We start from the raw sequence: 23,754 nt of genomic DNA, 5'->3' as shown, positions 1-23,754 counted from the left end.
GCCGCCGCGCCGCGCGCGGCACCGCCGCAGGCGACGCCAGCCCCCGCGCCGCCGGTCCGCCGCGCCCTGCACACGGCGGAGGGCGCGACGCCGCCCGCGCCCGCGCCGGTGGTCCGGCCCGTCATCGCCTCATCCCTCGGCGGGTCGGGGCCGAGCCTCGCGCCCCCGGTCCCGGTCGCGCGCGCCGCCGCCGCGACGCTGCCGCGCTGACGGCCAGGCGCCGATGATCCCCCCGCCCCCCGATCCACGCGCGGCGCCGCCCGCCGTGTCCATGCTGCGGCGCCCGGCCGAGGCCGAGGCGCCGCGCGCGCTCGTGCGCGTCACCCAGCCCGATCTCGACCGCCGCGCCATCCTCGACCGCAGCCGCGGGCGGCTGGTCATCGCGGCCTTCGGCTTTTCCGCGCTGTTCGGCGCCATCGCGCTGAAGCTCGCCTTCGCCACGGTGCTCAACCCGGCCGAGCCGCGCCGCGCCGCGGCGCTGTCCCGCCCGCCGCAGCCCGCGGCCGAGGCGCCGGTCGCGCGCGCCACCGTCACCGACCGGAACGGGGAGATCCTCGCCGTCTCCCTGCCGTTGACGGCGCTCTACGCCAATCCGCGCCAGATCGAGAACGCGGCCGAGGCCGCCGACCGGCTGCGCCGCATCCTGCCGCAGCTCGACCGCGAGCGGCTGATCCAGCGCATGTCGGGCGAGCGGCAATTCGCCTACATCGCCCGCGCGCTGACGCCGCGCGAGGTGGCGCAGGTCAACGCGCTCGGCATCCCCGGCCTGCATTTCGAGGAAGCGGAGCGCCGCTACTTCCCGCAGGGCCGCACCGCCGCGCACATCATCGGCGGCGTGGACGTGGACGGCATCGGCATCGCCGGCGTCGAGCGGTCCTTCAACGACCGGCTGCGGGACCAGCCGAACGCGCGGCTGCGCCTGTCGCTCGACATCCGCGTCCAGCTCGCGCTGCGCGATTCCGTCCAGCGCGCCATCACCGAGTTCAACGGCATCGGCGGCGCCGGCGTGGTGATGGACGTGCATACGGGCGAGGTGCTGGCCATGGTCAGCCTGCCCGACTACGACGCGAACGACGTCGGCGCGGCGACCGTCGACCAGCGCTTCAACCGCGTGACGGTCGGCGTCTACGAGCCCGGATCGACCTTCAAGCTGCTGACCGCGGCCATGGCGCTCGACTACGGCACGGTGCAGCCCTGGGGCGGCTACGACGCGTCGCGGCCGATCCGCGTCGGCCGGCACGAGATCAACGATTTCCGCGGCAAGAACCGCTGGCTCGCGCTGCCGGAGATCATCGCCTACTCCTCCAACCTCGCTTCCGCGCACATGGCCGCCGGCGTCGGCGTGAACCGCCACCGCGAATTCATGCAGCGCATGGGCATGACGCAGCGCCTGCGCATCGAGATCCCGGAGACGGCGCTGCCGCTGGTCCCCGGCCAGCGCACCTGGCGCGACCTCAACACCATGACGATCGGCTTCGGCCACGGCATCTCGGTGACGCCGCTGCATGTCGCCACCGCCGGCGCGACGCTGGTCAATGGCGGCATCCTGCGCCAGCCCTCGATCCTGATGCACGACCCGGCCGCGCCGCGCGAAGGCACGCGCGTGATCAGCGAGCGGACGTCCGACCTGGTGCGCCGCATGATGCGGCTGGTCGTGACCGAAGGATCCGGCCGCAGCGCCGAGGTGCCGGGCTACTACGTGGGCGGCAAGACCGGCACCGCGCAGAAGACCGGCCCGCGCGGCGGCTACCTCGAGAACAAGCGCATCGCGGCCTTCATCGGCGCCTTCCCGATGCACGCGCCGCGCTACGCCGTCTACGTGATGGTGGACGAGCCCAAGCCGAACGCGCGCAGCCACGGCTACGCGACGGCGGGCTGGGTCGCCGCGCCGGCGGCGGGCATGGTGATCTCCCGCATCGCGCCGATCCTCGGCCTGCTGCCCGAACCGATGACGCCCGAGATCCAGCGCGCGCTGGCCATGCCGATGAACGGGCGCGGCATCCCGGGCATCGCCCCGCCCGCCGCGGCGCCCGCGCGCCCGGCCGGCCCGCGCCCCACCGCCCAGCCCGCGCCCGCGCCCGCGCCGCAGCGGGAGGCGAGCCTTGCGCCTCGGTGAGATGATGCGCCGCGCCGGCCTCGCCGCCTCCGCGCCGGAAGGGGAGCCCATCTCGGGCCTCACGGCGGACAGCCGCGCCGTGGTCCCGGGCATGGTCTTCGCCGCCCTGCCCGGCGCGCGCGCCGATGGCCGCGCCTTCATCGCCGACGCGGTCGAGCGCGGCGCGGCCGTCGTGCTCGCGCCCGAGGGCACGGAATGGCCGCCCGGCGTGCCGGTGCGCCCGCTGATCACCGCGGCCGATCCGCGCCGGACGCTGGCGCTGATGGCCGCCGCCTTCCATCGCGCCCAGCCGCGCACCGTGGTCGCCGTCACCGGCACCAACGGCAAGACGAGCACGGTCGACTTCCTCCGCCAGGTCTGGATCGCGGCCGGCGAGCGCGCGGCGAGCCTCGGCACGCTCGGCCTGGTGGCGGAAGGCTTCCCGCCCGGCCCCTCGCTCACCACGCCCGACCCGGTCGCGCTGCATGCGACGCTCTCGGCCCTCGCGCGCACGGGCTTCGGCGCGGCGGCGATGGAAGCCTCCTCGCACGGGATCGACCAGCGGCGGCTCGATGGCGTGGTGCTGGCCGCGGCGGGCTTCACGAACCTCACGCGCGACCACCTCGACTACCACGGCACGATGGAGGCCTATCGCGCCGCCAAGCTGCGGCTGTTCGACACGCTGCTGCCCGCCGGCGCGGCCGCCGCCGCCTGCACCGAGATGGACGCCGAGACCTTCGCCGCGATCCGCGCGACCGCCCGCGCGCGCGGCCTGCGCCTGCTGACCGTGGGCGATGCGGGGGAAGCGCTGCGCCTCCTCGCCGCCCGCCCGCGGCCGGATGGGCTGGATCTCGAGGTCACCGCCTTCGGCGCGCGGCACGAGATCCGCCTGCCCCTGCCCGGCCGCTTCCAGGCGGACAACGCGCTGCTCGCCGCGGCGCTCGCGATCGGCGCGGGGCAGCCGGCGGACCGCGTGCTGGCCGCGCTGCCCGGCCTGCGCGGCGTGCGCGGGCGGATGGAACGCGCCGCGGTGCTGGCGAACGGCGCGGCGGTCTATGTCGACTACGCCCATTCGCCCGATGCGCTGGCCCGCCTGCTCGCGGCCCTTCGTCCGCACACCGATGGCCGGCTGCACGTGCTGTTCGGCGCGGGCGGGGACCGCGACCCGGGCAAGCGCCCGCTGATGGGCGCGGCCGCGGCTGCCGGCGCCGACCGCGTCTGGATCACCGACGACAATCCGCGCAGCGAGGACCCCGCCGCGATCCGCGCCGCCGTGATCGCCGGCGCGCCGGGCGCGATCGATGCCGGCGCGCGGGAAGCCGCGATCGCCGCCGCGCTGTCCGACCTGCGCCCGGGCGACGTGCTGGCGGTGGCCGGCAAGGGGCATGAGAGCGGGCAGGAGATCGCCGGCACCGTCCACCCCTTCGATGATGTCGCGGTGGTGCGGCGGCTGGCGGGCCTCGCGCCATGACCGCGCTGTGGACCGCGGCCGAGCTGCGCGCGGCGACGGGCGGGACGCTCGGCCAGGACGTCGCGGTGGCCGGGATCTCGATCGACACGCGGACCATCGCGCCGGGGGACCTGTTCGTCGCGCTGCGCGCGGCACGCGACGGGCATGACTTCGTGGCGGACGCGCTGGCGCGCGGCGCCGCCGCGGCGCTGGTGGATCGCGACCCGCCCGGCGCGGCGCCGGGCGCGCCGCTGCTGCGCGTGGCCGATACGCTGGCGGGCCTCGCCGCGCTCGGCGCCGCGGCGCGGGCGCGCTCGGCCGCGCGCTTCGTCGGCGTGACGGGCAGCGTCGGCAAGACCACGACGAAGGAGATGCTGCGCGTGGCACTCGCGGCCTTCGGGCCGACGCATGCCTCCGCCGCCTCCCACAACAACCATTGGGGCGTGCCGCTGACGCTGGCCCGCATGCCGCGCGACGCCGCCTTCGGCGTCATCGAGATCGGCATGAACAACCGGGGCGAGATCGCCCCGCTCGCGCGCCTCGCGCGGCCCGACATCGCGGTCGTCACGAATGTCGGCACGGCGCATATCGGCAACCTCGGCAGCGAGGAAGCGATCGCCGAGGAGAAGGGCGACATCCTGCAGGGCGTCGCGCCGGGCGGGGCGCTGGTGCTGCCGGCGGACAGCCGCTTCGCGGCCCGGCTGCGCGCCCGCGCCGCCGAGGCCGGGCTGCGCGCGCTGACGCATGGGGAAGCCCCGGGCGCGGATGCGCGGCTGCTGTCCTACGAAGGCGATGCCGAGGGCGGGCGCGCCGAGATCGTGCTGGGCGGCGAGCGCATCGCCCTGGCGCTGGCCGCGCCGGGGCGGCATGTCGCGCTGAACGCCTGCGCGGTGCTCGCGGCCGTCGCGGCGCTGGGGCTTTCGCCGCGCGTCGCCGCCGGGGCGCTGGCGGCCTTCGGCGCGCCGGCGGGGCGCGGCCGGCGCAGCCGCATCGCGGTGCCCGGCGGCGAAGCGCTCCTGATCGACGATTCCTACAACGCCTCCCCGCCCTCGATCCGCGCCGGGCTCGCCGTGCTCGCCGCGCAGCGGGCCGACCGCCGGCTCGCAGCACTTGGGGACATGCGCGAGCTGGGCGAGGCGGCGCCCGCGATCCACGCATCCCTCGCCCCCGACGCGGCGGCGTCCTGCGACCTGGTCTTCACCTGCGGGGAGATGATGGGCCACCTCCATCGCGCCCTGCCGGAGGGCAAGCGCGGCGCGCATCTGCCGGATTCGGCCGCGCTCGCGCCGGTGTTGAGGGCGGCGCTGCGGCCGGGCGACGCGGTGCTGGTGAAGGGTTCGCTCGGGTCCCGCATGGCGGTGGTGGTCGATGAGCTGATGCGGGGGAACGCGCCGTGATCTTCAACTTCCTCGTTCCCTTCGCGGACGACTTCCAGCTCTTCAACCTCGCGCGCTACCACACCTTCCGCGCGGGCGCGGCCTGCCTGACGGCGCTGGTGATCTGCCTGATGTTCGGCAACGCCATCATCCGCTGGCTGCGGTCCTTCCAGCGCGGCGGCCAGCCGATCCGCGACGACGGGCCCGAGCGCCACCTGATCGAGAAGAAGGGCACGCCGACCATGGGCGGCGTGATCATCCTCGGCGCGCTGGTGGTCTCGACGCTGCTGTGGGCCGACCTGCGCTCGGGCATGGTCTGGGCGGTGCTGCTGGTGACGATCGGCTACGGCGCGCTCGGCTTCGCCGACGACTGGCTGAAGGTGACCAAGCGCAACACCAAGGGCGTGTCGGGGCGGATGAAGCTCGCGGTGCAGGCGGGGCTCGGCCTCGTCGCCGCCGTCTGGATCACCTGGCTGATGCCCGGCCCGCTGTCCACCACCCTCGCCGTGCCGGTGTTCAAGGAGCTGCTGATCCCCTTCGGGCTGCTGTTCCCGCTGGTCGGCATGCTGGTGATGATGGGCGCGTCCAACGCGGTGAACCTGACGGACGGGCTCGATGGGCTCGCCATCGTGCCGGTGATGATCGCCGCCGCGGTCTTCGCGCTGATCGCCTACCTGGTGGGCAACCGGCTGTTCTCCGACTATCTGCAGCTGCACTACGTGCCGGGCACGGGCGAGCTCGCCGTCTTCGCCTCGGCGCTGATCGGCGCGGCACTCGGCTTCCTCTGGTTCAACGCGCCGCCGGCGGCGGTCTTCATGGGGGATACGGGCTCGCTCGCGCTCGGCGGGGCGCTCGGCGCGCTGGCGGTCGCGACGAAGCACGAGATCGTGCTCGCGATCGTCGGCGGGCTCTTCGTGGTGGAGACCGTCTCCGTCATCATCCAGGTCTTCTGGTTCAAGCGCACGGGCCGGCGCGTCTTCCTGATGGCGCCGCTGCACCACCATTTCGAGAAGAAGGGCTGGGCGGAGCCCACCATCGTCATCCGCTTCTGGATCATCGCGATGATCCTCGCCCTTGTCGGCCTCAGCACGCTGAAGATCCGATGACGCGGCCCGCGCCCCCCTTCACCCCCTTCCTCGGCGCGCGCATCGCGGTCGTCGGGCTCGGCCGCGCCGGCCTGCCCGCGGCGCTGCGGCTCGCCGAATGGGGGGCGGAGGTGGCGGCGTGGGACGACAGGCCCGACGCGCGCGCCGCGGCCGAGGATGCCGGCATCCCGCTGCGCGACCCGACCGAGGGGCGGCTGCGCGCGGATGCGCTGCTGCTGTCGCCCGGCATCGCGCACCGCCTGCCCGCGCCGCATCCGGCCGCGCGCGCGGCGACGGAAGCGGGCGTGCCGATCCTCTGCGACGCGGAATTCCTCTATCGCGCCGTGCTCGCCGCGCAGTCGCGCGCGCGCTTCGTCGGCGTCACCGGCACCAACGGCAAGTCGACCACCACGGCGCTGATCCAGCACGTGCTCACCCATGCAGGGCGGACCGCCGAGGCCGGCGGCAATCTCGGCCCGCCCGCGCTCTCTCTCAACATGTTGGGGTCCGAGGGCATCTACACCCTCGAAATGTCGTCCTACATGTTGGAGCGAATCGCCACGCTGCGCTTCAACGTCGCGGTCATGCTCAACCTCAGCCCGGATCATCTCGATCGCCATGGCGACATGGCGGGCTATGCAGCCGCGAAGGCGCGCATCTTCGCGCGCCAGCGGCGCGAGGATGTCGCGGTGCTCGGCCAGGACGACGCGATGACGGCCGCGATGGGCCGCGACCTGCCGGCGCGCCTCGTGCCGATCTCGGGCCATGCGCGTCAGCCCGGCGGCATCTGGGCCGAAGGGCGGATGCTGCGCGACGAGGACGGCGCGATCCTCGACTTGTCCGCCGCCGCGGCGCTGCCCGGCAGCCACAACGCGCAGAACGCCGCCGCCGCCGCGGCGGCCTGCCTCGCGCTAGGCCTGACGCGGGATGAGGTCGCCGACGGCATCGCGACCTATGGCGGCCTGCCGCATCGCCAGGAACGCGTGGGCGAGTCGGGCGGCGTCGTCTTCGTCAACGACAGCAAGGCGACCAACGCCGACAGCGCGGCCCGCGCGCTCGCCTCCTACGACCGCGTGGTCTGGATCGCGGGCGGCATCGCCAAGGATGGCGGCATCGAGCAACTGGCGCCGTACTTCCCGCGCATCGCCCGCGCGCTTCTCATCGGCCGCGACGCGCCCGCCTTCGCCGCGACGCTCGCCGCGCACGGCGTGCCGCACGAGGTCGCCGGCACGCTCGAGGCCGCGCTGCCCGCCGCCGCCGCCGCCGCCTTCGCGGGCGCCGCGCCGGTCGTGCTGCTCTCCCCGGCCGCGGCGTCCTTCGACCAGTTCACCGGCTTCGATGCGCGCGGCGACCGCTTCCGCGACCTCGCGCGCGCCCTGATCGCGGAGCGCGCGCCATGACTGCCTTCTCCCGCGCCGACACCTCCACCCTCGGCCGCTGGTGGTGGACGGTCGACCGCTGGACGCTCGCCGCGCTGCTCGCGCTGGTGGGCTTCGGCTACGTGATGATGCTCGCCGCCTCGCCCGCCGTCGCGGAGCGGATCGGCGCGTCCTCCCGCCACATGTTCTTCATCAAGCAGGTCGCCTATCTGGGCATGGCGACGCTGCTGATGGTCGCGGTCTCGATGCTCTCGGTGAAGGGCGTGCGGCGGCTCGCACTCGCGGGCTTCGCCGTCTTCATCGTGCTGACCGCGGCGACGCTCGTCATCGGCACCGAGATCAAGGGCGCGCGGCGCTGGCTGCCGATCCCGGGCTTCTCGCTGCAGCCCTCGGAATTCGTGAAGCCCTTCTTCGCCGTCGTCGCCGCCTGGCTGATCGCCGAGGGCAAGGCGCCGGGGTCGAAGGTGTGGGGCGCGACCATCGCGGTCGGGCTCTTCGTCGTGGTGGCCGGCATCCTGAAGGGCCAGCCCGACATCGGCATGCTGCTGGTGGTCGCGGCGGTGTTCTTCGCGCAGTTCTTCGTCGCGGGGATGAACATGTTCCTCGTCGGCGCCGTCGGCGGCCTCGGCATCGCCGCCGCGGTCGGGGCCTACCTGCTGTTCCCGCACGTGCAGTCGCGCGTGCACCGCTTCCTCGACCCGTCCTCGGGCGATTCCTACCAGGTCAGCGTGGCGCTGGAGGCCTTCGCCAATGGCGGCCTGCTCGGCCGCGGCCCCGGCGAGGGGCGGGTCAAGAACGTGCTGCCCGACGCACATGCCGACTTCGTCTTCGCCGTGGCGGGGGAGGAATTCGGCATGGTCATCTGCCTGGCCATCCTCTTCCTGTTCGCCTTCATCGTCGTGCGCGGGATGATGCGCCTGCTCGCCGAGCACGACCTGTTCGTCATGCTGGCCGGCGCGGGGCTGCTGACGCAGTTCGGCCTGCAGGCCTTCGTCAACATGGGATCCACGCTGCACCTGATCCCCACCAAGGGGATGACGCTGCCCTTCGTCTCCTATGGCGGTTCCTCCGTGCTCGCCATCGCCATCGGCATGGGGATGCTGCTCGCCCTCACGCGCCGCCGCACCGGCGGGCGCGTCACCCACGAAGACTCGCCCGCCCCCGCCCTGGCGGCGGGAGGGGCGCGGTGAGGGGCCCGGCCGTGCAGCCCATCGTCATCGCCGCCGGCGGCACCGGCGGACACCTCTTCCCCGCCGAGGCGCTCGCCGCCGAATTGCTGCGCCGGGGCGAACGCGTCGCGCTGATGACCGATGCGCGATCCGCCGCCTATGACAGCGCCGCCTTCGCCGCGGCCGAGCGCTTCGTCCTTTCCGGCGCCGGCCTGTCCGGGCGCGGGCTGCGCGGCGCCGTCTCCGGCGCCTTCCGCCTTCTCGCCGGCACGGCGCAGGCGCGCGGGCACCTCGCCGCGCTGCACCCCTCGGCCGTCGTCGGCTTCGGCGGCTATGCCTCCTTCCCCCCGCTCGCCGCGGCGCGGCTGATGGGCCGCGCGCGCCCGGCCATCATCCTGCACGAGCAGAACGCGGTGCTCGGCCGCGCCAACCGCCTGATGGCGCGCGCGGCGGACCTTCTGGCCCTGTCCTTCGAGGGCACGAGCAACGTTCCCGCCGGCGCCACCACCGCCGTGGTCGGCAACCCGGTGCGCCCTGCGCTCGCCGCCCTCGCCGGCCAGCCCTATCCGGTGCCGCCCGAAGGCGGCGCGCTGCGCCTGCTGGTGACCGGCGGCAGCCAGGGCGCGCGCATCTTCGCCGATGTCGTGCCCGCCGCCGTCGCGGCATTGCCCGAGGCGATCCGCGCCCGCCTGCTCGTCACCCAGCAATGCCGCGCCGAGGACCTCGCGCGCACCGAGACCGCCTATCGGGAAGCCGGCGTCGTCGCCGACCTCGCCCCCTTCTTCCCCGACATGGCCGGGCGGCTCGGCACCGCGCACCTTGTCGTCGCGCGCGCCGGCGCATCGACCGTGGCGGAGCTGGAATGCGCGGGGCGGCCCGCCGTGCTGGTGCCGCTGCCCTCGGCCATCGACGACCACCAGACCGCCAATGCCCGCGCGCTCGCCGCGGCCGACGCGGCCTGGGTCTACCCCCAGCCGGCCTTCACCCCCGCGGCGCTCGCGGAACGCCTGACCTCCCTCTTCACCGTGCCCGCGCGCCTCGCCTCGGCCGCCGCCGCCGCCGCCTCCCTCGCGCGCCCGCAGGCCGCGCGCGTGCTGGCCGACGCGGTATTGGCCCGCGCGCGCCGCCTTCCCATGGGAGCCGCCTGATGCGCGCCCTGCCACTCAACATCGGCCCCATCCACTTCGTCGGCATCGGCGGCATCGGCATGTCCGGCATCGCCGAGGTGCTGCACACCCTCGGCTACCAGGTGCAGGGCAGCGACATCGCCGACGGCTACAACGTCCAGCGCCTGCGCGCGGGCGGCATTCCCGTCGCGGTCGGGCACGACGCGGCCAATATCGGCGACGCGCAGGTCGTCGTCGTCTCGACCGCCGTCAAGCGCGACAACCCGGAGGTCGTCGCCGCCCGCGCGCGGCTGATCCCCGTCGTCCGCCGCGCCGAGATGCTGGCCGAGTTGATGCGCCTGAAATGGTCCATCGCCATCGGCGGCACGCACGGCAAGACGACCACCACCTCCCTCGTCGCCGCGGTGCTGGAAGCGGCGAAGCTCGACCCCACCGTCATCAACGGCGGCATCATCAACGCCTACGGCACCAACACCCGCATGGGCTCGGGCGACTGGATGGTGGTCGAGGCGGACGAAAGCGACGGGTCCTTCCTGAAGCTGCCCGCCGTCGTCGCCGTCGTCACCAACATGGATGCCGAGCACCTGGACCACTGGGGCACGGCCGAGGCGATGAAGGAAGGCTACGCCCAGTTCGTCGGCAACATCCCCTTCTACGGCTTCGCCGTGCTCTGCATGGACCACCCGGAAGTCCAGGCGATGATCCCGCGCCTGTCCGACCGGCGCATCGTCACCTACGGCTTCTCCCCCCAGGCCGATGTCCGCGCGGAAAAGCTCATCACCGACCGCATGGGCGCGACCTTCGAGGTGACGGTGACCGACCGCGCCACCGGCCGCGCCCGCACCATGAAGCCGCTGCGCCTGCCCATGCTGGGCCAGCACAACGTCCAGAACGCGCTCGCGGCCATCGCGATCGGCGTCGAGATGGACGTGGACGAGGCGACCATCCGCTCGGCCCTCGCGGGCTTCAAGGGCGTGAAGCGGCGCTTCACCCGCACGGGCGAAGCGGGCGGCATCTCCGTGATCGACGACTACGGCCACCACCCGGTCGAGATCGCCGCCGTGCTCAAGGCCGCGCGGCAGGCCGGCGCGCGCGACGTGATCGCGGTGGTGCAGCCGCACCGCTACTCCCGCCTCGCCACGCTGTTCGAGGATTTCTGCACCTGCATGAACGACGCCGGCACGGTCATCGTCGCCGACGTCTACGCCGCGGGCGAACAGCCGATCGAAGGCATCGACAAGGACGCGCTGGTCGAAGGGCTGCGCGCGCGCGGGCACCGGTCCGTCGTGCCGCTGCCGGGGCCCGAAAGCCTGCCGGAGATGATCAACGCCATCGCGAAGTCGGGCGACTACGTGGTCTGCCTCGGCGCGGGGAACATCACCCAATGGGCGCATGCCCTGCCGGCCCAGCTGCAGGACCTGCAGCAGCGCGCGCGCGGGCGGCTCGCGGGGGCGATGAAGTGATGATGGCGGCAGCGATTTCCGGAGAGGGGCGCCGCCCCTCTCCGGGCCTCTCCCCGCCAGAGGCCGAAAGGCCTCTGGACACCAGGATTCCGCCCATTCGCGGAAGGGCGGCACACAACGCGCCGTTGGCGGCCAGCACCTGGTTCCGCGTGGGCGGGTACGCCGACACGCTGGTCAGACCGGCGGATGCGGAGGACATCGTCGATCTCCTGCGCGGGCTCGACGACGCGACGCCGCTCACCATCATCGGCGCGGCATCCAACCTCGTCATCCGCGACGGCGGGCTGCCGGGCGTGACCATCCGCCTCGCGCGCGGCTTCGGCGACATCGCGGTCGAGGCCGACGGCATCGTCGCCGGCGCGGCCGCGCTCGACGTGACGGTCGCCGAGACGGCCGCGGCGCACGCGCTGGGCGGGCTCGAATTCCTCGTCGGCATCCCGGGCACCATCGGCGGCGCGGTCGCGATGAACGCCGGCGCCTACGGGGCCGAGATCAAGGACGTGCTCGACTGGGCCGAGGTCGCGACCCGCGACGGGTTGCTGCGCCTTTCCGCGGCCGACCTCCGCTTCGCCTATCGCCGCGCCGAACTGCCGCCCCGCGCGGTCGTCACGCGCGCGCGGCTGCGCGCGACGCCCGGTGACGCGGCGGCGATCGCGCAACGGCTGAACGAGATCCGCGCCGCCCGCGAAGCCACCCAGCCCGTGCGCGCGCGCACCGGCGGCTCGACCTTCAAGAACCCTCCGGGCGACCGCAAGGCCTGGGAACTGATCGACGCGGCCGGCTGCCGCGGGCTGCGCATGGGCGCGGCGCAGGTCAGCGAGAAGCACTGCAACTTCCTTATCAACACCGGCGGCGCCACGGCGGCGGAGATCGAGGCGCTGGGCGAGGACGTCCGCGCCCGCGTCCGCGCCGCGACGGGCATCGATCTCGAATGGGAGATCAGGCGCATCGGGAGGCCCGCATGAACGAGCACGTCGCGGTCCTGCTCGGCGGCATCTCGGCCGAGCGCGAGGTCTCCCTCTCCTCCGGCCGCCAGGTCGTGGCCGCGCTGCGCGAGGCCGGCTTCCGCGTGACGCCCGTCGAGGTGACGCAGGACCTTCCCGCGCTGATCCGCGCCCTGACCGAACCGCGCCCGGACGTGGTGTTCAACGCGCTGCACGGCCGCTTCGGGGAGGATGGCTGCATCCAGGGCGTGCTCGACTGGCTCGGCCTGCCCTACACCCATTCGGGGCTCCGCGCCTCGGCCGTCGCCATGGACAAGGACGCGGCCAAGGCGGTGTTCCGCCAGGCGGGGCTGCCGGTCGCGGAACACTGCCTCGTCACGCGCGAGGAACTGGAAGCCGCCGACCCGCTGCCGCGCCCCTATGTCGTGAAGCCGGTGAACGAAGGCTCCTCCGTCGGCGTCTTCATCGTGACCGAAGGCGACAACCGCCGCGCCGAGATCGCGCGGGACTGGCGCTACGGCGCGCATGCCATGGCGGAATCCTTCGTCCCCGGGCGGGAACTCACGGTCGGCGTCATGGGTGACCGCGCGCTCGCCGTCACCGACATCATCGCCGATGCCGGCGCCTTCTACGACTACGAGAGCAAGTACGCCGCCGGAGGGTCGCGGCATGTCCTGCCCGCGCATATCCATCCGGACGCCTATGCGGCGGCGATGGACATCGCGCTGCGCGCGCACCAGGCGCTCGGCTGCCGCGGCGCCTCGCGCGCCGACCTCCGCTACGACGACACGGGCGGCGAGCCCGGCCGGCTCGTGCTGCTCGAGGTCAACACCCAGCCCGGCCTGACGCCGACGTCGCTGCTGCCGGAACAGGCCGCGCATTGCGGCATTCCCTTTCCCGCGCTCTGCGCCTGGATGGTGAAGGAGGCGCGCCATGGCGCGTGAGCCCTCCCGCGGCGGGGCGCGTGAACGCCTGGCCGCATCCTCCGCGCGCAAGGACCCCGCGCGCCCGTCGCGCCTGCGCATCTGGCTCAAGCGCCGGCGTTCCCTGCTGCGCCCGGCGCTCTACGGCGTGGCCGGGCTCGGCGCCGTCGCGGTGCTGTTCCTCGCGGTGCGCGCGATTGACCCGGCCGGGCGCGTGCGCGGCGTGACCGACAGCTTCGACGGCCTCGGCGAAGGGATGGGGCTGACGGTGCAGCACGTGATCCTGGAAGGGCGGCACAACACGCCGACCGACATGATCCGCTCGGCGCTCGGCGTCTCCCGCGGCGATCCGATCCTCGACGTCTCGCCCGAGGCGCTGCGCCGGCGGCTCGAGACCATCGCCTGGGTGCAGCGCGCCCATGTGGAACGCCGCCTGCCGGGCACGCTGCTGATCCGCATCGAGGAACGCCGCCCCTTCGCCATCTGGCAGCACAATGGCCGCTTCGTGATCATCGACCGCGAGGGCAAGGTCGTCGCGGCGGATGGGCTCGACCAGTTCGGGCCGCTGCCGCTGCTGGTCGGCGCGGGCGCGGATGCGACGGGCGCGGCGCTCTACGACCTGCTGCGCGCGGAGCGCGACGTGCACGAACGGGTGCAGGCCATGGTCCGCATCCATGAACGGCGCTGGAACCTCCGCCTGCACAACGGCACCGACGTGCTGCTGCCCGAAGGCGCCGAAGGCGCGGCCATCCAGCGGCTTGCCGAACTGCAGCGGGAAGCGCGGCTGCTCGACCGCCCGCTCGCCGCCATCGACCTTCGCCTGCCGGACCGGCTCGTGCTGCGCCCCACGCGGCAGGCCGAGCCCGCCGAACAGCCCACCCCGCAGCAGGCCAGCCGAGCGAGACGCGGATGAACCAGATCGCCCGCCTGACGTCCCCGCCCATCGAGCCCGGCCAGCCGCCGCGCCGCCGGCGCCACGCGCGCAGCGGCACCTTCGGCGTGCTGGACATCGGCTCGACCAAGGCCGTCTGCATCATCGCGCGCATCGAGAGCGACGGCAGCCCGCGCGTGCTCGGCTTCGGCTGGCAGCGCGGCCGCGGCGTGAAGGGCGGGTCGATCGTCGACCTCGAGGAAGCGGAACGCGCCATCCGCGCCGCCGTCGGCCAGGCGGAGGAGATGGCCGACACGCGCATTCCCGGCGCGATCGTCAACCTGTCCTGCGGCCAGCCGGATTCCCGCCTGCTCAACATCCAGTGGCCGATCGGCGGCCGCGCGGTGACCGAGCACGACCTGCGCGCCATCCTGCACGAAGGCCGCCGCCGCACGGGGGAGGAAGGGCGGGAGACGGTGCACGCCATCCCGCTCGGCTTCACCGTGGACGCGACGCCGGGCGTCGATGACCCGCGCGGCATGATCTGCGACACGCTGGGCGCGCGGCTGCACATGGTGGCCGCGGCGCAGGCGAGCCTGCGCAACCTCGGCGCCGCGCTGCTGCGCTGCGACCTGGAGGTCGAGGAGCTCGTCTCCGCCCCCTTCGCCGCCGGCCTCGCGACGCTGGTGGACGATGAGCGCGAGCTCGGCGCGACGGTCATCGACATGGGCGGCGGCACCACATCCATCGCCGTCTTCAGCGAGCACCACCTGGTCCACACCGCGCAGATCGCGGTCGGCGGCGGGCAGGTGACGAACGACCTCGCCACCGTGCTGTCCACCCCCGTCGCCCATGCCGAGCGCATCAAGACGCTGCATGGCAGCGTGCATGGCGGCGCGGACGACGACCGCGAATTCATCCCCGTCCCCCTGCTGGGGGAGGAGGAGCACGCCATCGCCCGCATCCCGCGCGCCATGGTCGTGGGCATCATCAAGCCGCGGCTCGAGGAGACCTTCGAGCTGGTCCGCGAGCGGCTCGACGCGGCGGGCCTGGGCAAGGAAGGGCGCGCGCGCGTGGTGCTGACCGGCGGCGCGAGCCAGCTCGTCGGCGTGCGCGAACTCGCAGCCCGCATCCTCGACCGCCAGGTACGGCTCGGCCGGCCGCTGCCGGTGCGCGGCCTCGCCGAGGCCGCCTCCGGCCCCGCCTTCGCGGGCGCGGTCGGCCTGCTGCTGTGGGGCGCCGGCGAAGGCCGCCCCGTGCTCGACATCGCCCCGGGGCCGGCCCGCGCCGGTTCCGCCTTCCGCCGCTTCGTGAACTGGGTCCGGGAGAAGGTGTGATGCCCCCTCTCGCCACGAATCGAAGCGACCCCGTAGAGAACTTCGGACAGGAGGCCCGCCCATGACCCTGAACCTGACCGTGCCGACCAGCACGCACACGGATTTCAGCCCGCGCATCACGGTCGTCGGCGTCGGCGGCGGTGGCACCAACGCGGTCAACAACATGATCGCCATGGGGCTGGACGGGGTGGAATTCCTCGTCGCCAACACGGACAGCCAGTCGCTGTTCCACTCGCGCGCGGAACGCCGCGTGCAGCTGGGCCCGCACCTGACCCAGGGCCTGGGCGCCGGCGCCAAGCCCGAGATCGGCCGCGCCGCGGCGGAAGAAGCGATGGAGGAACTGGCACGCCACATCGAAGGCGTGCACATGATCTTCATCACCGCCGGCATGGGCGGCGGCACCGGCACGGGTGCAGCGCCCGTCATCGCCCGCATGGCGCGCGAGCGCGGGATCCTGACCGTCGGCGTCGTGACGCGCCCCTTCGACTTCGAGGGCCCGAAGCGCAAGAAGTCGGCCGAAAGCGGGATCGAGGAGCTGCAGCAGTTCGTCGACACGCTGATCGTCATCCCGAACCAGAACCTGTTCAGGCTGGCCAATGAACGCACCACCTTCCAGGAAGCGTTCAAGATGGCCGACAACGTCCTGTACATGGGCGTGCGCGGCGTGACCGACCTGATGGTCAACCCCGGCATGGTCAACCTCGACTTCGCCGACATCCGCACCGTCATGGCCGAGATGGGCAAGGCGATGATGGGCACGGGCGAGGCCGAGGGCGAGGACCGTTCCCGCAAGGCCGCCGAGGCCGCCATCAACAACCCGCTGCTCGAGGACATCTCGATGGCCGGTGCGAAGGGCGTGCTGATCAACATCACCGGCGGCTACGACATGACGCTGTTCGAGGTGGACGAGGCGGCCAACCGCATCCGCAAGGAAGTGGACGAGGACGCGAACATCATCTTCGGCACCTCGGTGGACGAAGGCATGAACGGCCGCGTGCGCGTCTCGGTCGTCGCGACCGGCATCGATGTCGCGTCCGCGAAGCAGGAAGTGCCGCTCAAGGTCGTGGCCATGGGCGGCGGCGCGCCGGTCCAGGCGGTCGCGACCCAGGCGGCGCCCGCCGCCGCGCCGCGCCCCGCGACCACCTCCTTCATCCGCCCCGTCGCGGCGCCCGCCGCCGCGCCGCTGCCGGCCACCACAATGGCGACGCTCCGCCAGGCGGTCGTCGACACCTCCCCCCAGCAGGATGAAGCGGTCGAGATCCAGGCGCAGCCCATGGTCGAGCACGCGCCCGTCATGCTCGCCCCCTCGGTTGCCGAGCCGGCGCCGGTCATGCACGCCCAGCGCCCGGCGGTGGTCGAGACGCCGCGCCAGAGCGGCGGCGCCCTGCGCGACCTGTTCCAGAAGGCGACCGGCCTGGGCAGCAGCATGATGCGCCGCAACCTGCCGGCCCCCGCCCCGGCCCCCGCGCCGGCGCCGCAGGTGATGCGGGTGGAGCCCTCGGTGGCATCTTCCGCGCGACCCGCCCCGCGTGCGGCACAACCGCAGGACGAGATGGGTCTTGAGATCCCAACCTTCCTCCGGCGCCAGAGCAACTGAACCGCGGGCGGAACCGCCTAGATTCCGCCGTATTTTGCGCCGCAACAATCCTTTGAATTCAAGATGTTGCGGCGTAATACAGAGAAACAAGGGTTGAATGGCGCCCCGGTGCCGCAGATGCTTCTGTGCACCGGGGCGTTGTGCGTCGCGGGATATCCCGTCGCAGGCGCCGCCCAGAAAGGCACAGGGCGCATGGACGGTTTCGTCACCGCTGAAGCAGGACGGCGCAGGACGCTGAAGGCACCCATCGGGTGCGTCGGCGTCGGGCTGCATTCCGGCCGGCGCGCCGAGCTGACGCTGCGCCCCGCCGCGGCCGGCACCGGCATCGTCTTCCGCCGCTCCGACCTCGGCATCGACATCCCCGCGCTGTTCGACCGCGTCGTGGACACCCGCCTGTGCACCGCGATCGGTGAGGGCGAGGCCCGCATCGGCACGATCGAGCACGTCATGGCCGCCCTCGCCGGCGCCGGCATCGACGACGCGGTCGTCGAGGTCGACGGGCCCGAGGCCCCGATCATGGACGGCTCCGCCGCCCCCTTCGTCTTCCTCATCGACTGCGCCGGCATCGCCACCACCGCCGCCCCGCGCGGCGCGATCGAGGTGCTGCGCCCGATCCGCGTCGAGGACGCCTCCGGCGCCTTCGCCGAACTCCTGCCCGCGCGCGAGCCCGCCTTCGACGCCGAGCTCGAGATCGACTTCCCCAACACCGCCATCGGCCGCCAGGCGGTCTCGATGCGGATCTCCCCGCACGCCTTCCGCGAAGGCCTGGCGGATGCCCGCACCTTCACCCTGGCCGAGGACGTGGCCCGGCTGCGCGCCGCCGGCCTCGCCCAGGGCGGCAACCTGCAGAACGCCGTGGTGGTGGACGGGCCGATGGTGCTCAACCCGGGCGGGCTGCGCCGCACGGATGAATTCGTCCGCCACAAGCTGCTCGACGTGGTGGGCGACCTCGCCCTCGCCGGCGCGCCGCTGCGCGCGCGCTTCCGCGGCAGCCGCTCGGGCCACGCGCTCAACAACCGCCTGCTCCGCGCCCTGTTCGCCGAGGCCGGCGCCTGGCGCATGGTCGGCGTCCCCGGCATGGCCGAGAGCCTTTCCGGCACCCGCGCCACCGCTTCCGTCGCGGCCTGATCCGTACCGCTTGGCGGGCGAACCGCGGGCCGTGATATAGAGCGGCCCGACACCATGGCCGAGACGATGATTCGCCCGATCCTGCCTGCACTCGCTCTCCTCCTGCTCACGGCCTGCGGCAGCTTCAGCTTCCAGCAAGGCACCGGGCAGGACCCGTCCCTCGTGCGCCGCAGCGCGGCGCCGGCGGATGCGTCCGACCAGTCGCCGGAGGCGCTCTACGCCGCCGGCATGCAGGAACTGCGGCAGAACCGCTACCAGCGCGCCGTGGACCTCTTCGATTCCGTCGAGCGCGAGCACCCCTATTCGACCTGGGCCACCAACGCGAAGCTCATGGTCGCCTACACCGAGTACTCGCGGAACCGGTACACCGAGGCGATCGGCGCGCTCGACCGCTTCATCCAACTGCACCCGGCGCATCGCGACATCGCCTACGCCTACTACCTGCGCGCCCTGTCGCAATACGAGCAGATCAACGACGCCGAGCGCGACCAGCGCCAGACGCAGATCGCCATGGAAGCGCTGCAGGACGTGGTGAACCGCTTCCCCGACAGCGCCTATGCCCGCGACGCCCGGCTGAAGATGGACCTCGCCCGCGACCACCTCGCGGGGCGGGAGATGCATGTCGGACGCTGGTACCAGCGCCAGGGCCTGCGCCAGGCGGCGATCGGCCGCTTCCGCCGCGTGGTCGAGGAATACCAGACCACCAACCACGTGCCCGAGGCGCTGCACCGCCTGACCGAGATCTACATCTCGCTCGGCCTTACCGAGGAAGCGCGCCGCACCGCCTCCGTGCTCGGCCACAACTACCCGGGCAGCACCTGGTACCAGGATTCCTACGCGTTGCTGGTCGAAGGCGCGACACCCGCGACGCCGGCGCGCCAGGGCCTCGTGACGCGCACGCTCAACTGGCTCTTCTGACGAGGGGCACGGCGTGCTCGCCGGCCTGTCCATCCGCGACGTGGTGCTGATCGAGCGCCTCGACCTCGCCTTCGGCGCGGGCCTCACCGCGCTGACCGGCGAGACGGGCGCGGGCAAGTCCATCCTGCTCGACAGCCTCGGCCTCGCCCTGGGCGGCAGGGCCGAGGCGGGCATGGTCCGCAGCGGCCAGCCGCAGGCCTCCGTCGCCGCATCCTTCGCCCCGCCCGCCGGCCACCCGGCCTTCGACATCCTGCGCGAACAGGGGATCGAGCCGGAGGAAGACCTGGTGCTGCGCCGCGTGGTGCAGGCCGATGGCCGGTCCCGCGCCTTCGTCAACGACCAGCCCGTCGGCGTCGCGCTTCTGCGCCGCCTGGGCGCAACGCTGGTCGAGGTGCAGGGCCAGCACGACCAGGTGGGCCTGGCCGATCCCGCGACCCATGCCGGGCTGCTCGACGCCTTCGGCGCGCTGGAACGCCGCCGCGCCGCCACCGCCGAGGCATGGGCCGCATGGCGCGCCGCCACGAAGCGGCTGGCCGAGGCGCGCGAGACCATCGCCGCCGCGCAGCGGGAGGAGGAATGGCTGCGCCACGCCGTGGCCGAGCTCGCCGACCTCAAGCCCGAGGAAGGGGAGGACGAAAGCCTCGCTGCCGAGCGCCAGCGCCTCCAGCAGGGCGAACGCCGCGCCGAGGCGATCGCGGCGGCCATCGCCGAACTCACCCCGCGCGACCGCCGTGCCGCCACACCCGCACGCGCGCTGCGGGAAGCCGCCCGCGCCCTGGAACGCCTGCCGCCGCCGAACGAGGACGCGCAGCCCGCGCTCGCCGCGCTGGCCGCCGCGCAGGACGCGCTGGCCGAGGCCGAGAGCGCCCTGTCGCGCCTGCTGTCCGAAGGCGGGCCCGATCCGCGGCGGCTGGAACAGGTGGAGGAACGGCTCTTCGCCCTGCGCGCCGCGGCGCGCAAGCACAGCGTCGCCGTGACCGACCTGCCGAGCCTCGCCGCCGACCTCCGCGCAAGGCTCGAGGCACTCGACGCCGGCGCGGGGCGCGTCGCGGCGCTCGAGCGCGACGAGGAAGCGGGGCGCCGCGCCTACCTCGCCGCCGGCGCGGCGCTGTCCGAGGCACGGCGGGAGGCCGCGGCGCGGCTGGAGAAGGCGGTCGCCAGGGAACTTCCCCCGCTCAAGCTCGACCGCGCGCGGCTGTCCATCGACATCGCGGCGAAGGAGGAAGGCGGCTGGGGCCCCGATGGGCAGGACCGCGTCACCTTCCTCGTCAGCACCAATCCGGGACAGGCGCCGGGGCAACTCGCCAAGATCGCCTCGGGCGGCGAACTCTCGCGCCTGATGCTGGCGCTCAAGGTCGTGCTGGCGCGCGGGTCGCCGGTGCCGACGCTGGTGTTCGACGAAGTGGATTCCGGCATCGGCGGCGCCACCGCCGCCGCCGTCGGCGAAAGGCTGGCCCGCGTGGCGGAACGGCTGCAGGTGCTGGTCGTGACGCACTCCCCCCAGGTCGCGGCCCGCGGCGCGGCCCATCTGCGCGTCGCCAAGCAGGTGCGCGGCGGGCGCGCCGAGACGCGCGTGGAAGCGCTGCCCGAAGCCGAAAGGCGGGAGGAAATCGCGCGGATGCTGGCCGGCGAGAAGGTCACCGACGCGGCTCGGGCGGCGGCCGAGAGCCTGATGCAGGATGCCCGGTGAAGCGAAGGCCGGGGGAGGCGAACCTCCCCCGGGCCCCTCCCTTTTCTGGCCTTCCGCCCTTGCCTGAGGGGCGTGCCGTGAGGATCAGGGATGCCGGGACGCGGGACGCCGAGGCGCTGCTCGCGCTGATGCGCGAGCTGAACCAGGACCAGGGCGATCCGACGGAGCTGCTGACCGAGGCGCATGTCGCGCGCGACGTCATCGCCGACCAAGGCACCATCGCCGTCGTCGCCGAGGGCGATGACGGCAGCCTGATAGGCTACGTCACGGCGCACGCGACCTATGAGTCGGGGCACGCGGAGCGCGGGCTGTACGTCGCTGACCTCTATGTGGCGCCGGCGCATCGCAGGCGGGGGGTGGCGCGCGCGCTGCTCGCCGCGGCCGCACGGCGCGGGCACGCCATCGGCGCGCGGCATCTCTGGCTGACGGCCAAGCAGGGCAACGCCGTCGCGCATGCCTTCTACCGGCGGCTCGGCAGCAAGGGCGAAGCCGTCATGGCCTTCGCCGTCGTGCAGCAGGATTTCCTCAACCTGGCCGCGGAACCACCGCCATGATCGTTCGCGAAGCAAAGGCCGGGGAGGCGGACGAGGTCGCGGACCTGATCAACGCCATCAACAGCCTCGATGGCGAGACGCCGCCGGTCCCGATGACCGGCGCGATCGTCGCGCGCGACCTGTTCGGGCCCACGCCGCGCGCGCTGCTGCTGGTGGCGGCGGACGGCGCGCGGCTGGCCGGCTTCGTCACCGGCAACCTGATCTACGACGCGGCGCGCGCGGCGCCGGCGATGATGGTGCTGGACCTCTATGTCCGGCCCGAATGCCGCCGGCGCGGGGCGGCGCGCGCGCTGATGGCAGCCCTCGCCGCGCGGGCGCGCAGCGACGGCGCGGGCTGCCTCTGGTGGGGCGTGGACCAGGGAGACGACGAAGCCACGGCGTTCTACAACGCCATCGGCGCCGCGTCGGAAGGCTGGTTCGACGGCCGCATCCTGGACGGCGCCGCCTATCGCACCCTCGCCGACGAAGCCGCGCCATGACCGACGACACGACGCTCCGCCGCCGCGACGCGGACAGCCTGACCGAAGCGGAAGCGGCCGCCGAACTCGCGGCCCTCGCCGCCGAGATCGCACATCACGACGCGCTGTACCATGGCCAGGACGCGCCCGAGATCAGCGACGCCGCCTACGACGCCCTCGTCGCACGCAACCGCGCCATCGAGGCGCGCTTCCCCCGGCTGGTGCGGGAGGACAGCCCGTCCCGCCGCGTCGGCGCCGCGGCGGCCGAAGGCTTCGCCAAGTCGCGGCATGGGGAGCCGATGCTCTCCCTCGACAACGTCTTCTCGGAGGAGGAATTCGGCGAGTTCTGCGCCCGCATCCGCCGCTTCCTGGGCCTGTCGCCGGAGGAACCGCTGCGCTTCGTGGGCGAGCCCAAGATCGACGGCCTGTCCATCAACCTGCTGTACGAGGACGGCGCCTTCGTGAAGGGTGCCACGCGCGGCGACGGGACGGAGGGCGAGGACGTCACGCAGAACCTCCTCACCCTGGCCGACCTGCCGCGCCGGTTGAAGCCCCCCTTCCCCGCCCGGATCGAGATCCGCGGGGAGGTCTTCATGACGAAGGACGACTTCTTCCGCTTCCGCGCCACGCAGGAACAGGCCGCGGCCGAACGCGAGGCGCGCCGCGCGCGAGGGGAGAAGCTCGGCGACGCCGTCGTGGTGCCGGCCAATCCGCGCAACGCCGCCGCCGGGTCCGTCCGCCAGCTCGACCCCCGCGTCACGGAATCCCGCCCGCTGCGGCTGCTGGCCTATGCGATGGGCGCGGCGAGCGAGGCGCCGTCCGACAGCCATCACGGCTTCCTCGACAGGCTGCGCGGCTGGGGCTTCGAGGTGAACCCGCTCTCGACGCCGCTGGATGGGGAGGCCGAGGCCGCCGCCTTCCAGCGCCGCCTGGGCGAGCAGCGCGCATCGCTGCCCTATGACATCGACGGCGTCGTCTACAAGCTCGACCGGCTCGACTGGCAGCGGCGGCTCGGCTTCGTCGGCCGCGCGCCGCGTTGGGCGACGGCCTGGAAGTTCCCGGCGGAACAGGCGACGACCGTGCTGCTCGACATCGAGATCCAGGTCGGGCGCACCGGCGCACTGACGCCGCGCGCGGTGATGCAGCCCGTCACCGTCGGCGGCGTCGTCGTCCGCCACGCGACGCTGCACAACGAGGACGAGATCGCGCGCAAGGATGTCCGCATCGGCGACACCGTCATCCTCCAGCGCGCGGGGGACGTGATCCCGCAGATCCTCGGCGTGGTGGCGGAAAAGCGCCCGGCCGGCGCCGTGCCCTACGCCTTCCCCGCCACCTGCCCGGTCTGCGGCAGCCACGCCATCCGCGATGGGGAGGATGTCGTGCGCCGCTGCACCGGCGGCCTGGTCTGCGCCGCGCAGACGGTGGAGCGGCTGAAGCACTTCGCCTCCCGCCGCGCGATGGATATCGAGGGGCTGGGGGAGGAGAACATCCAGCTCCTGTTCGACCAGGGCCTGGTGAAGAGCCCCGCGGACATCTTCCGCCTGCGCCACCGTCGCGACGCTCTGCTCGCCCTCGAAGGCTGGGGCGAACGCAAGGTCGCCAAGCTGCTGGAAGCGATCGAGGCCCGGCGGAGCGTGCCGCTGGAACGCTTCATCTTCGCCCTCGGCATCCGCCGGATCGGGGAGCAGAACGCGAAGCTGCTGGCGCGCCACTACCACACGCTCGACGAATGGCGCGCGAGGATGATCGCCGCGCACATCATCGGTTCGGAAGCGCGGGAGGAACTCGGCTCCATCCAGGGCATCGGCCCCGCCATCGCCGAGGAACTGGTGGAGTTCTTCGCCGAGCCGCGCGCGGTCGAGGCCCTCGACGACCTCGCCCGGGAGGCCCCGCCCCTGGCCGCCGAAGCCGCTTCCGCGGCCGACAGCCCCTTCGCCGGCAAGACGCTGGTCTTCACCGGCACGCTCGAGACGCTGACGCGCGACGAGGCCGAGGCGCAGGCCGAGCGGCTCGGCGCCAAGGTGACCAAGTCCGTCTCCAAGAAGACCGACTTCGTCGTCGTCGGCGCCGATGCCGGGTCCAAGGCCGCCAAGGCCGCCGAACTCGGCGTCCGGACGCTGACCGAGGCCGAGTACCGGGAGATGGCCGGGCTGTAGAACAAGCCGGTTCCATTCCGGCCGCGCCTTCCGG

19 protein-coding genes and 1 pseudogene are annotated in these 23,754 nt (G+C 73.6%); all 20 read left to right on the top strand.

Features of this window, described 5'->3' with window-relative positions; all coding sequences use genetic code 11:
• A pseudogene (locus J5Y09_RS07770) lies at positions 1-210 on the top strand (MotA/TolQ/ExbB proton channel family protein); the annotation flags it as partial.
• Positions 211-223: 13 nt separating this feature from the next.
• Positions 224-2,116 (top strand): peptidoglycan D,D-transpeptidase FtsI family protein, encoded by a 1,893-nt coding sequence (locus J5Y09_RS07765; RefSeq protein WP_245216918.1) that lies wholly within the window; start codon positions 224-226, stop codon positions 2,114-2,116.
• Between the two features lies 1 nt (position 2,117).
• Complete coding sequence (locus tag J5Y09_RS07760; RefSeq protein WP_209351192.1) at positions 2,118-3,566, top strand: UDP-N-acetylmuramoyl-L-alanyl-D-glutamate--2,6-diaminopimelate ligase; 1,449 nt, start codon at positions 2,118-2,120, stop codon at positions 3,564-3,566.
• Positions 3,563-4,942: a UDP-N-acetylmuramoyl-tripeptide--D-alanyl-D-alanine ligase gene (locus J5Y09_RS07755; RefSeq protein ID WP_209351175.1), complete on the top strand. Its 1,380-nt coding sequence runs from the start codon at positions 3,563-3,565 to the stop codon at positions 4,940-4,942. Before J5Y09_RS07760 ends, J5Y09_RS07755 begins: the two co-directional genes overlap by 4 nt.
• Positions 4,939-6,027, top strand: coding sequence for a phospho-N-acetylmuramoyl-pentapeptide-transferase (gene mraY, locus J5Y09_RS07750; protein ID WP_209351174.1), 1,089 nt, complete (start codon positions 4,939-4,941; stop codon positions 6,025-6,027). The genes J5Y09_RS07755 and mraY overlap by 4 nt, the downstream gene beginning before the upstream one ends.
• Positions 6,024-7,406: a UDP-N-acetylmuramoyl-L-alanine--D-glutamate ligase gene (gene murD / locus J5Y09_RS07745; RefSeq protein ID WP_209351173.1), complete on the top strand. Its 1,383-nt coding sequence runs from the start codon at positions 6,024-6,026 to the stop codon at positions 7,404-7,406. The genes mraY and murD overlap by 4 nt, the downstream gene beginning before the upstream one ends.
• Entirely contained in the window at positions 7,403-8,575 is a 1,173-nt protein-coding gene (locus tag J5Y09_RS07740; protein WP_209351172.1) for an FtsW/RodA/SpoVE family cell cycle protein, read from the top strand. Before murD ends, J5Y09_RS07740 begins: the two co-directional genes overlap by 4 nt.
• A complete protein-coding gene (murG, locus tag J5Y09_RS07735) occupies positions 8,572-9,702 on the top strand; it encodes an undecaprenyldiphospho-muramoylpentapeptide beta-N-acetylglucosaminyltransferase (RefSeq protein WP_209351171.1) in 1,131 nt (376 codons plus the stop codon). The genes J5Y09_RS07740 and murG overlap by 4 nt, the downstream gene beginning before the upstream one ends.
• On the top strand, positions 9,702-11,144 hold the full coding sequence (gene murC / locus J5Y09_RS07730) for a UDP-N-acetylmuramate--L-alanine ligase (protein WP_209351170.1): 1,443 nt from the start codon (positions 9,702-9,704) through the stop codon (positions 11,142-11,144). The genes murG and murC overlap by 1 nt, the downstream gene beginning before the upstream one ends.
• A 2-nt stretch (positions 11,145-11,146) precedes the next feature.
• A complete protein-coding gene (gene murB, locus J5Y09_RS07725) occupies positions 11,147-12,109 on the top strand; it encodes a UDP-N-acetylmuramate dehydrogenase (protein ID WP_209351191.1) in 963 nt (320 codons plus the stop codon).
• A complete protein-coding gene (locus J5Y09_RS07720; RefSeq protein ID WP_209351169.1) occupies positions 12,106-13,032 on the top strand; it encodes a D-alanine--D-alanine ligase in 927 nt (308 codons plus the stop codon). The genes murB and J5Y09_RS07720 overlap by 4 nt, the downstream gene beginning before the upstream one ends.
• The gene (locus tag J5Y09_RS07715) at positions 13,022-13,924 is read left to right on the top strand and encodes a cell division protein FtsQ/DivIB (RefSeq protein ID WP_209351168.1); all 903 of its coding nucleotides are present in this window, start codon (positions 13,022-13,024) and stop codon (positions 13,922-13,924) included. The genes J5Y09_RS07720 and J5Y09_RS07715 overlap by 11 nt, the downstream gene beginning before the upstream one ends.
• Complete coding sequence (gene ftsA, locus J5Y09_RS07710; protein ID WP_209351167.1) at positions 13,921-15,219, top strand: cell division protein FtsA; 1,299 nt, start codon at positions 13,921-13,923, stop codon at positions 15,217-15,219. The genes J5Y09_RS07715 and ftsA overlap by 4 nt, the downstream gene beginning before the upstream one ends.
• Before the next feature lie 61 nt (positions 15,220-15,280).
• Positions 15,281-16,816 carry a cell division protein FtsZ gene (gene ftsZ / locus J5Y09_RS07705; protein ID WP_209351166.1) on the top strand — a complete coding sequence of 512 codons (1,536 nt, stop codon included), beginning with the start codon at positions 15,281-15,283 and terminating at the stop codon, positions 16,814-16,816.
• 192 nt (positions 16,817-17,008) lie between these two features.
• Complete coding sequence (gene lpxC, locus J5Y09_RS07700) at positions 17,009-17,944, top strand: UDP-3-O-acyl-N-acetylglucosamine deacetylase (RefSeq protein WP_209351165.1); 936 nt, start codon at positions 17,009-17,011, stop codon at positions 17,942-17,944.
• A gap of 54 nt (positions 17,945-17,998) precedes the next feature.
• A complete protein-coding gene (locus J5Y09_RS07695; RefSeq protein ID WP_245216917.1) occupies positions 17,999-18,862 on the top strand; it encodes an outer membrane protein assembly factor BamD in 864 nt (287 codons plus the stop codon).
• Between the two features lie 13 nt (positions 18,863-18,875).
• A complete protein-coding gene (recN, locus tag J5Y09_RS07690; protein ID WP_209351164.1) occupies positions 18,876-20,552 on the top strand; it encodes a DNA repair protein RecN in 1,677 nt (558 codons plus the stop codon).
• Between the two features lie 77 nt (positions 20,553-20,629).
• The gene (locus J5Y09_RS07685) at positions 20,630-21,106 is read left to right on the top strand and encodes a GNAT family N-acetyltransferase (RefSeq protein ID WP_209351163.1); all 477 of its coding nucleotides are present in this window, start codon (positions 20,630-20,632) and stop codon (positions 21,104-21,106) included.
• Positions 21,103-21,585: a GNAT family N-acetyltransferase gene (locus J5Y09_RS07680; protein ID WP_209351162.1), complete on the top strand. Its 483-nt coding sequence runs from the start codon at positions 21,103-21,105 to the stop codon at positions 21,583-21,585. The genes J5Y09_RS07685 and J5Y09_RS07680 overlap by 4 nt, the downstream gene beginning before the upstream one ends.
• Positions 21,582-23,720, top strand: a complete 2,139-nt coding sequence (ligA, locus tag J5Y09_RS07675; protein ID WP_209351161.1) for an NAD-dependent DNA ligase LigA — start codon at positions 21,582-21,584, stop codon at positions 23,718-23,720. Before J5Y09_RS07680 ends, ligA begins: the two co-directional genes overlap by 4 nt.
• Positions 23,721-23,754: the final 34 nt, after the last annotated feature.

The sequence above is a fragment of the Roseomonas nitratireducens genome (genome assembly GCF_017813355.1).
Classification (GTDB): Bacteria; Pseudomonadota; Alphaproteobacteria; order Acetobacterales; family Acetobacteraceae; genus Neoroseomonas; species Neoroseomonas nitratireducens.
Note: the sequence above shows the minus strand (reverse complement) of the source record. Positions and strands in the feature narration are given on the sequence as shown.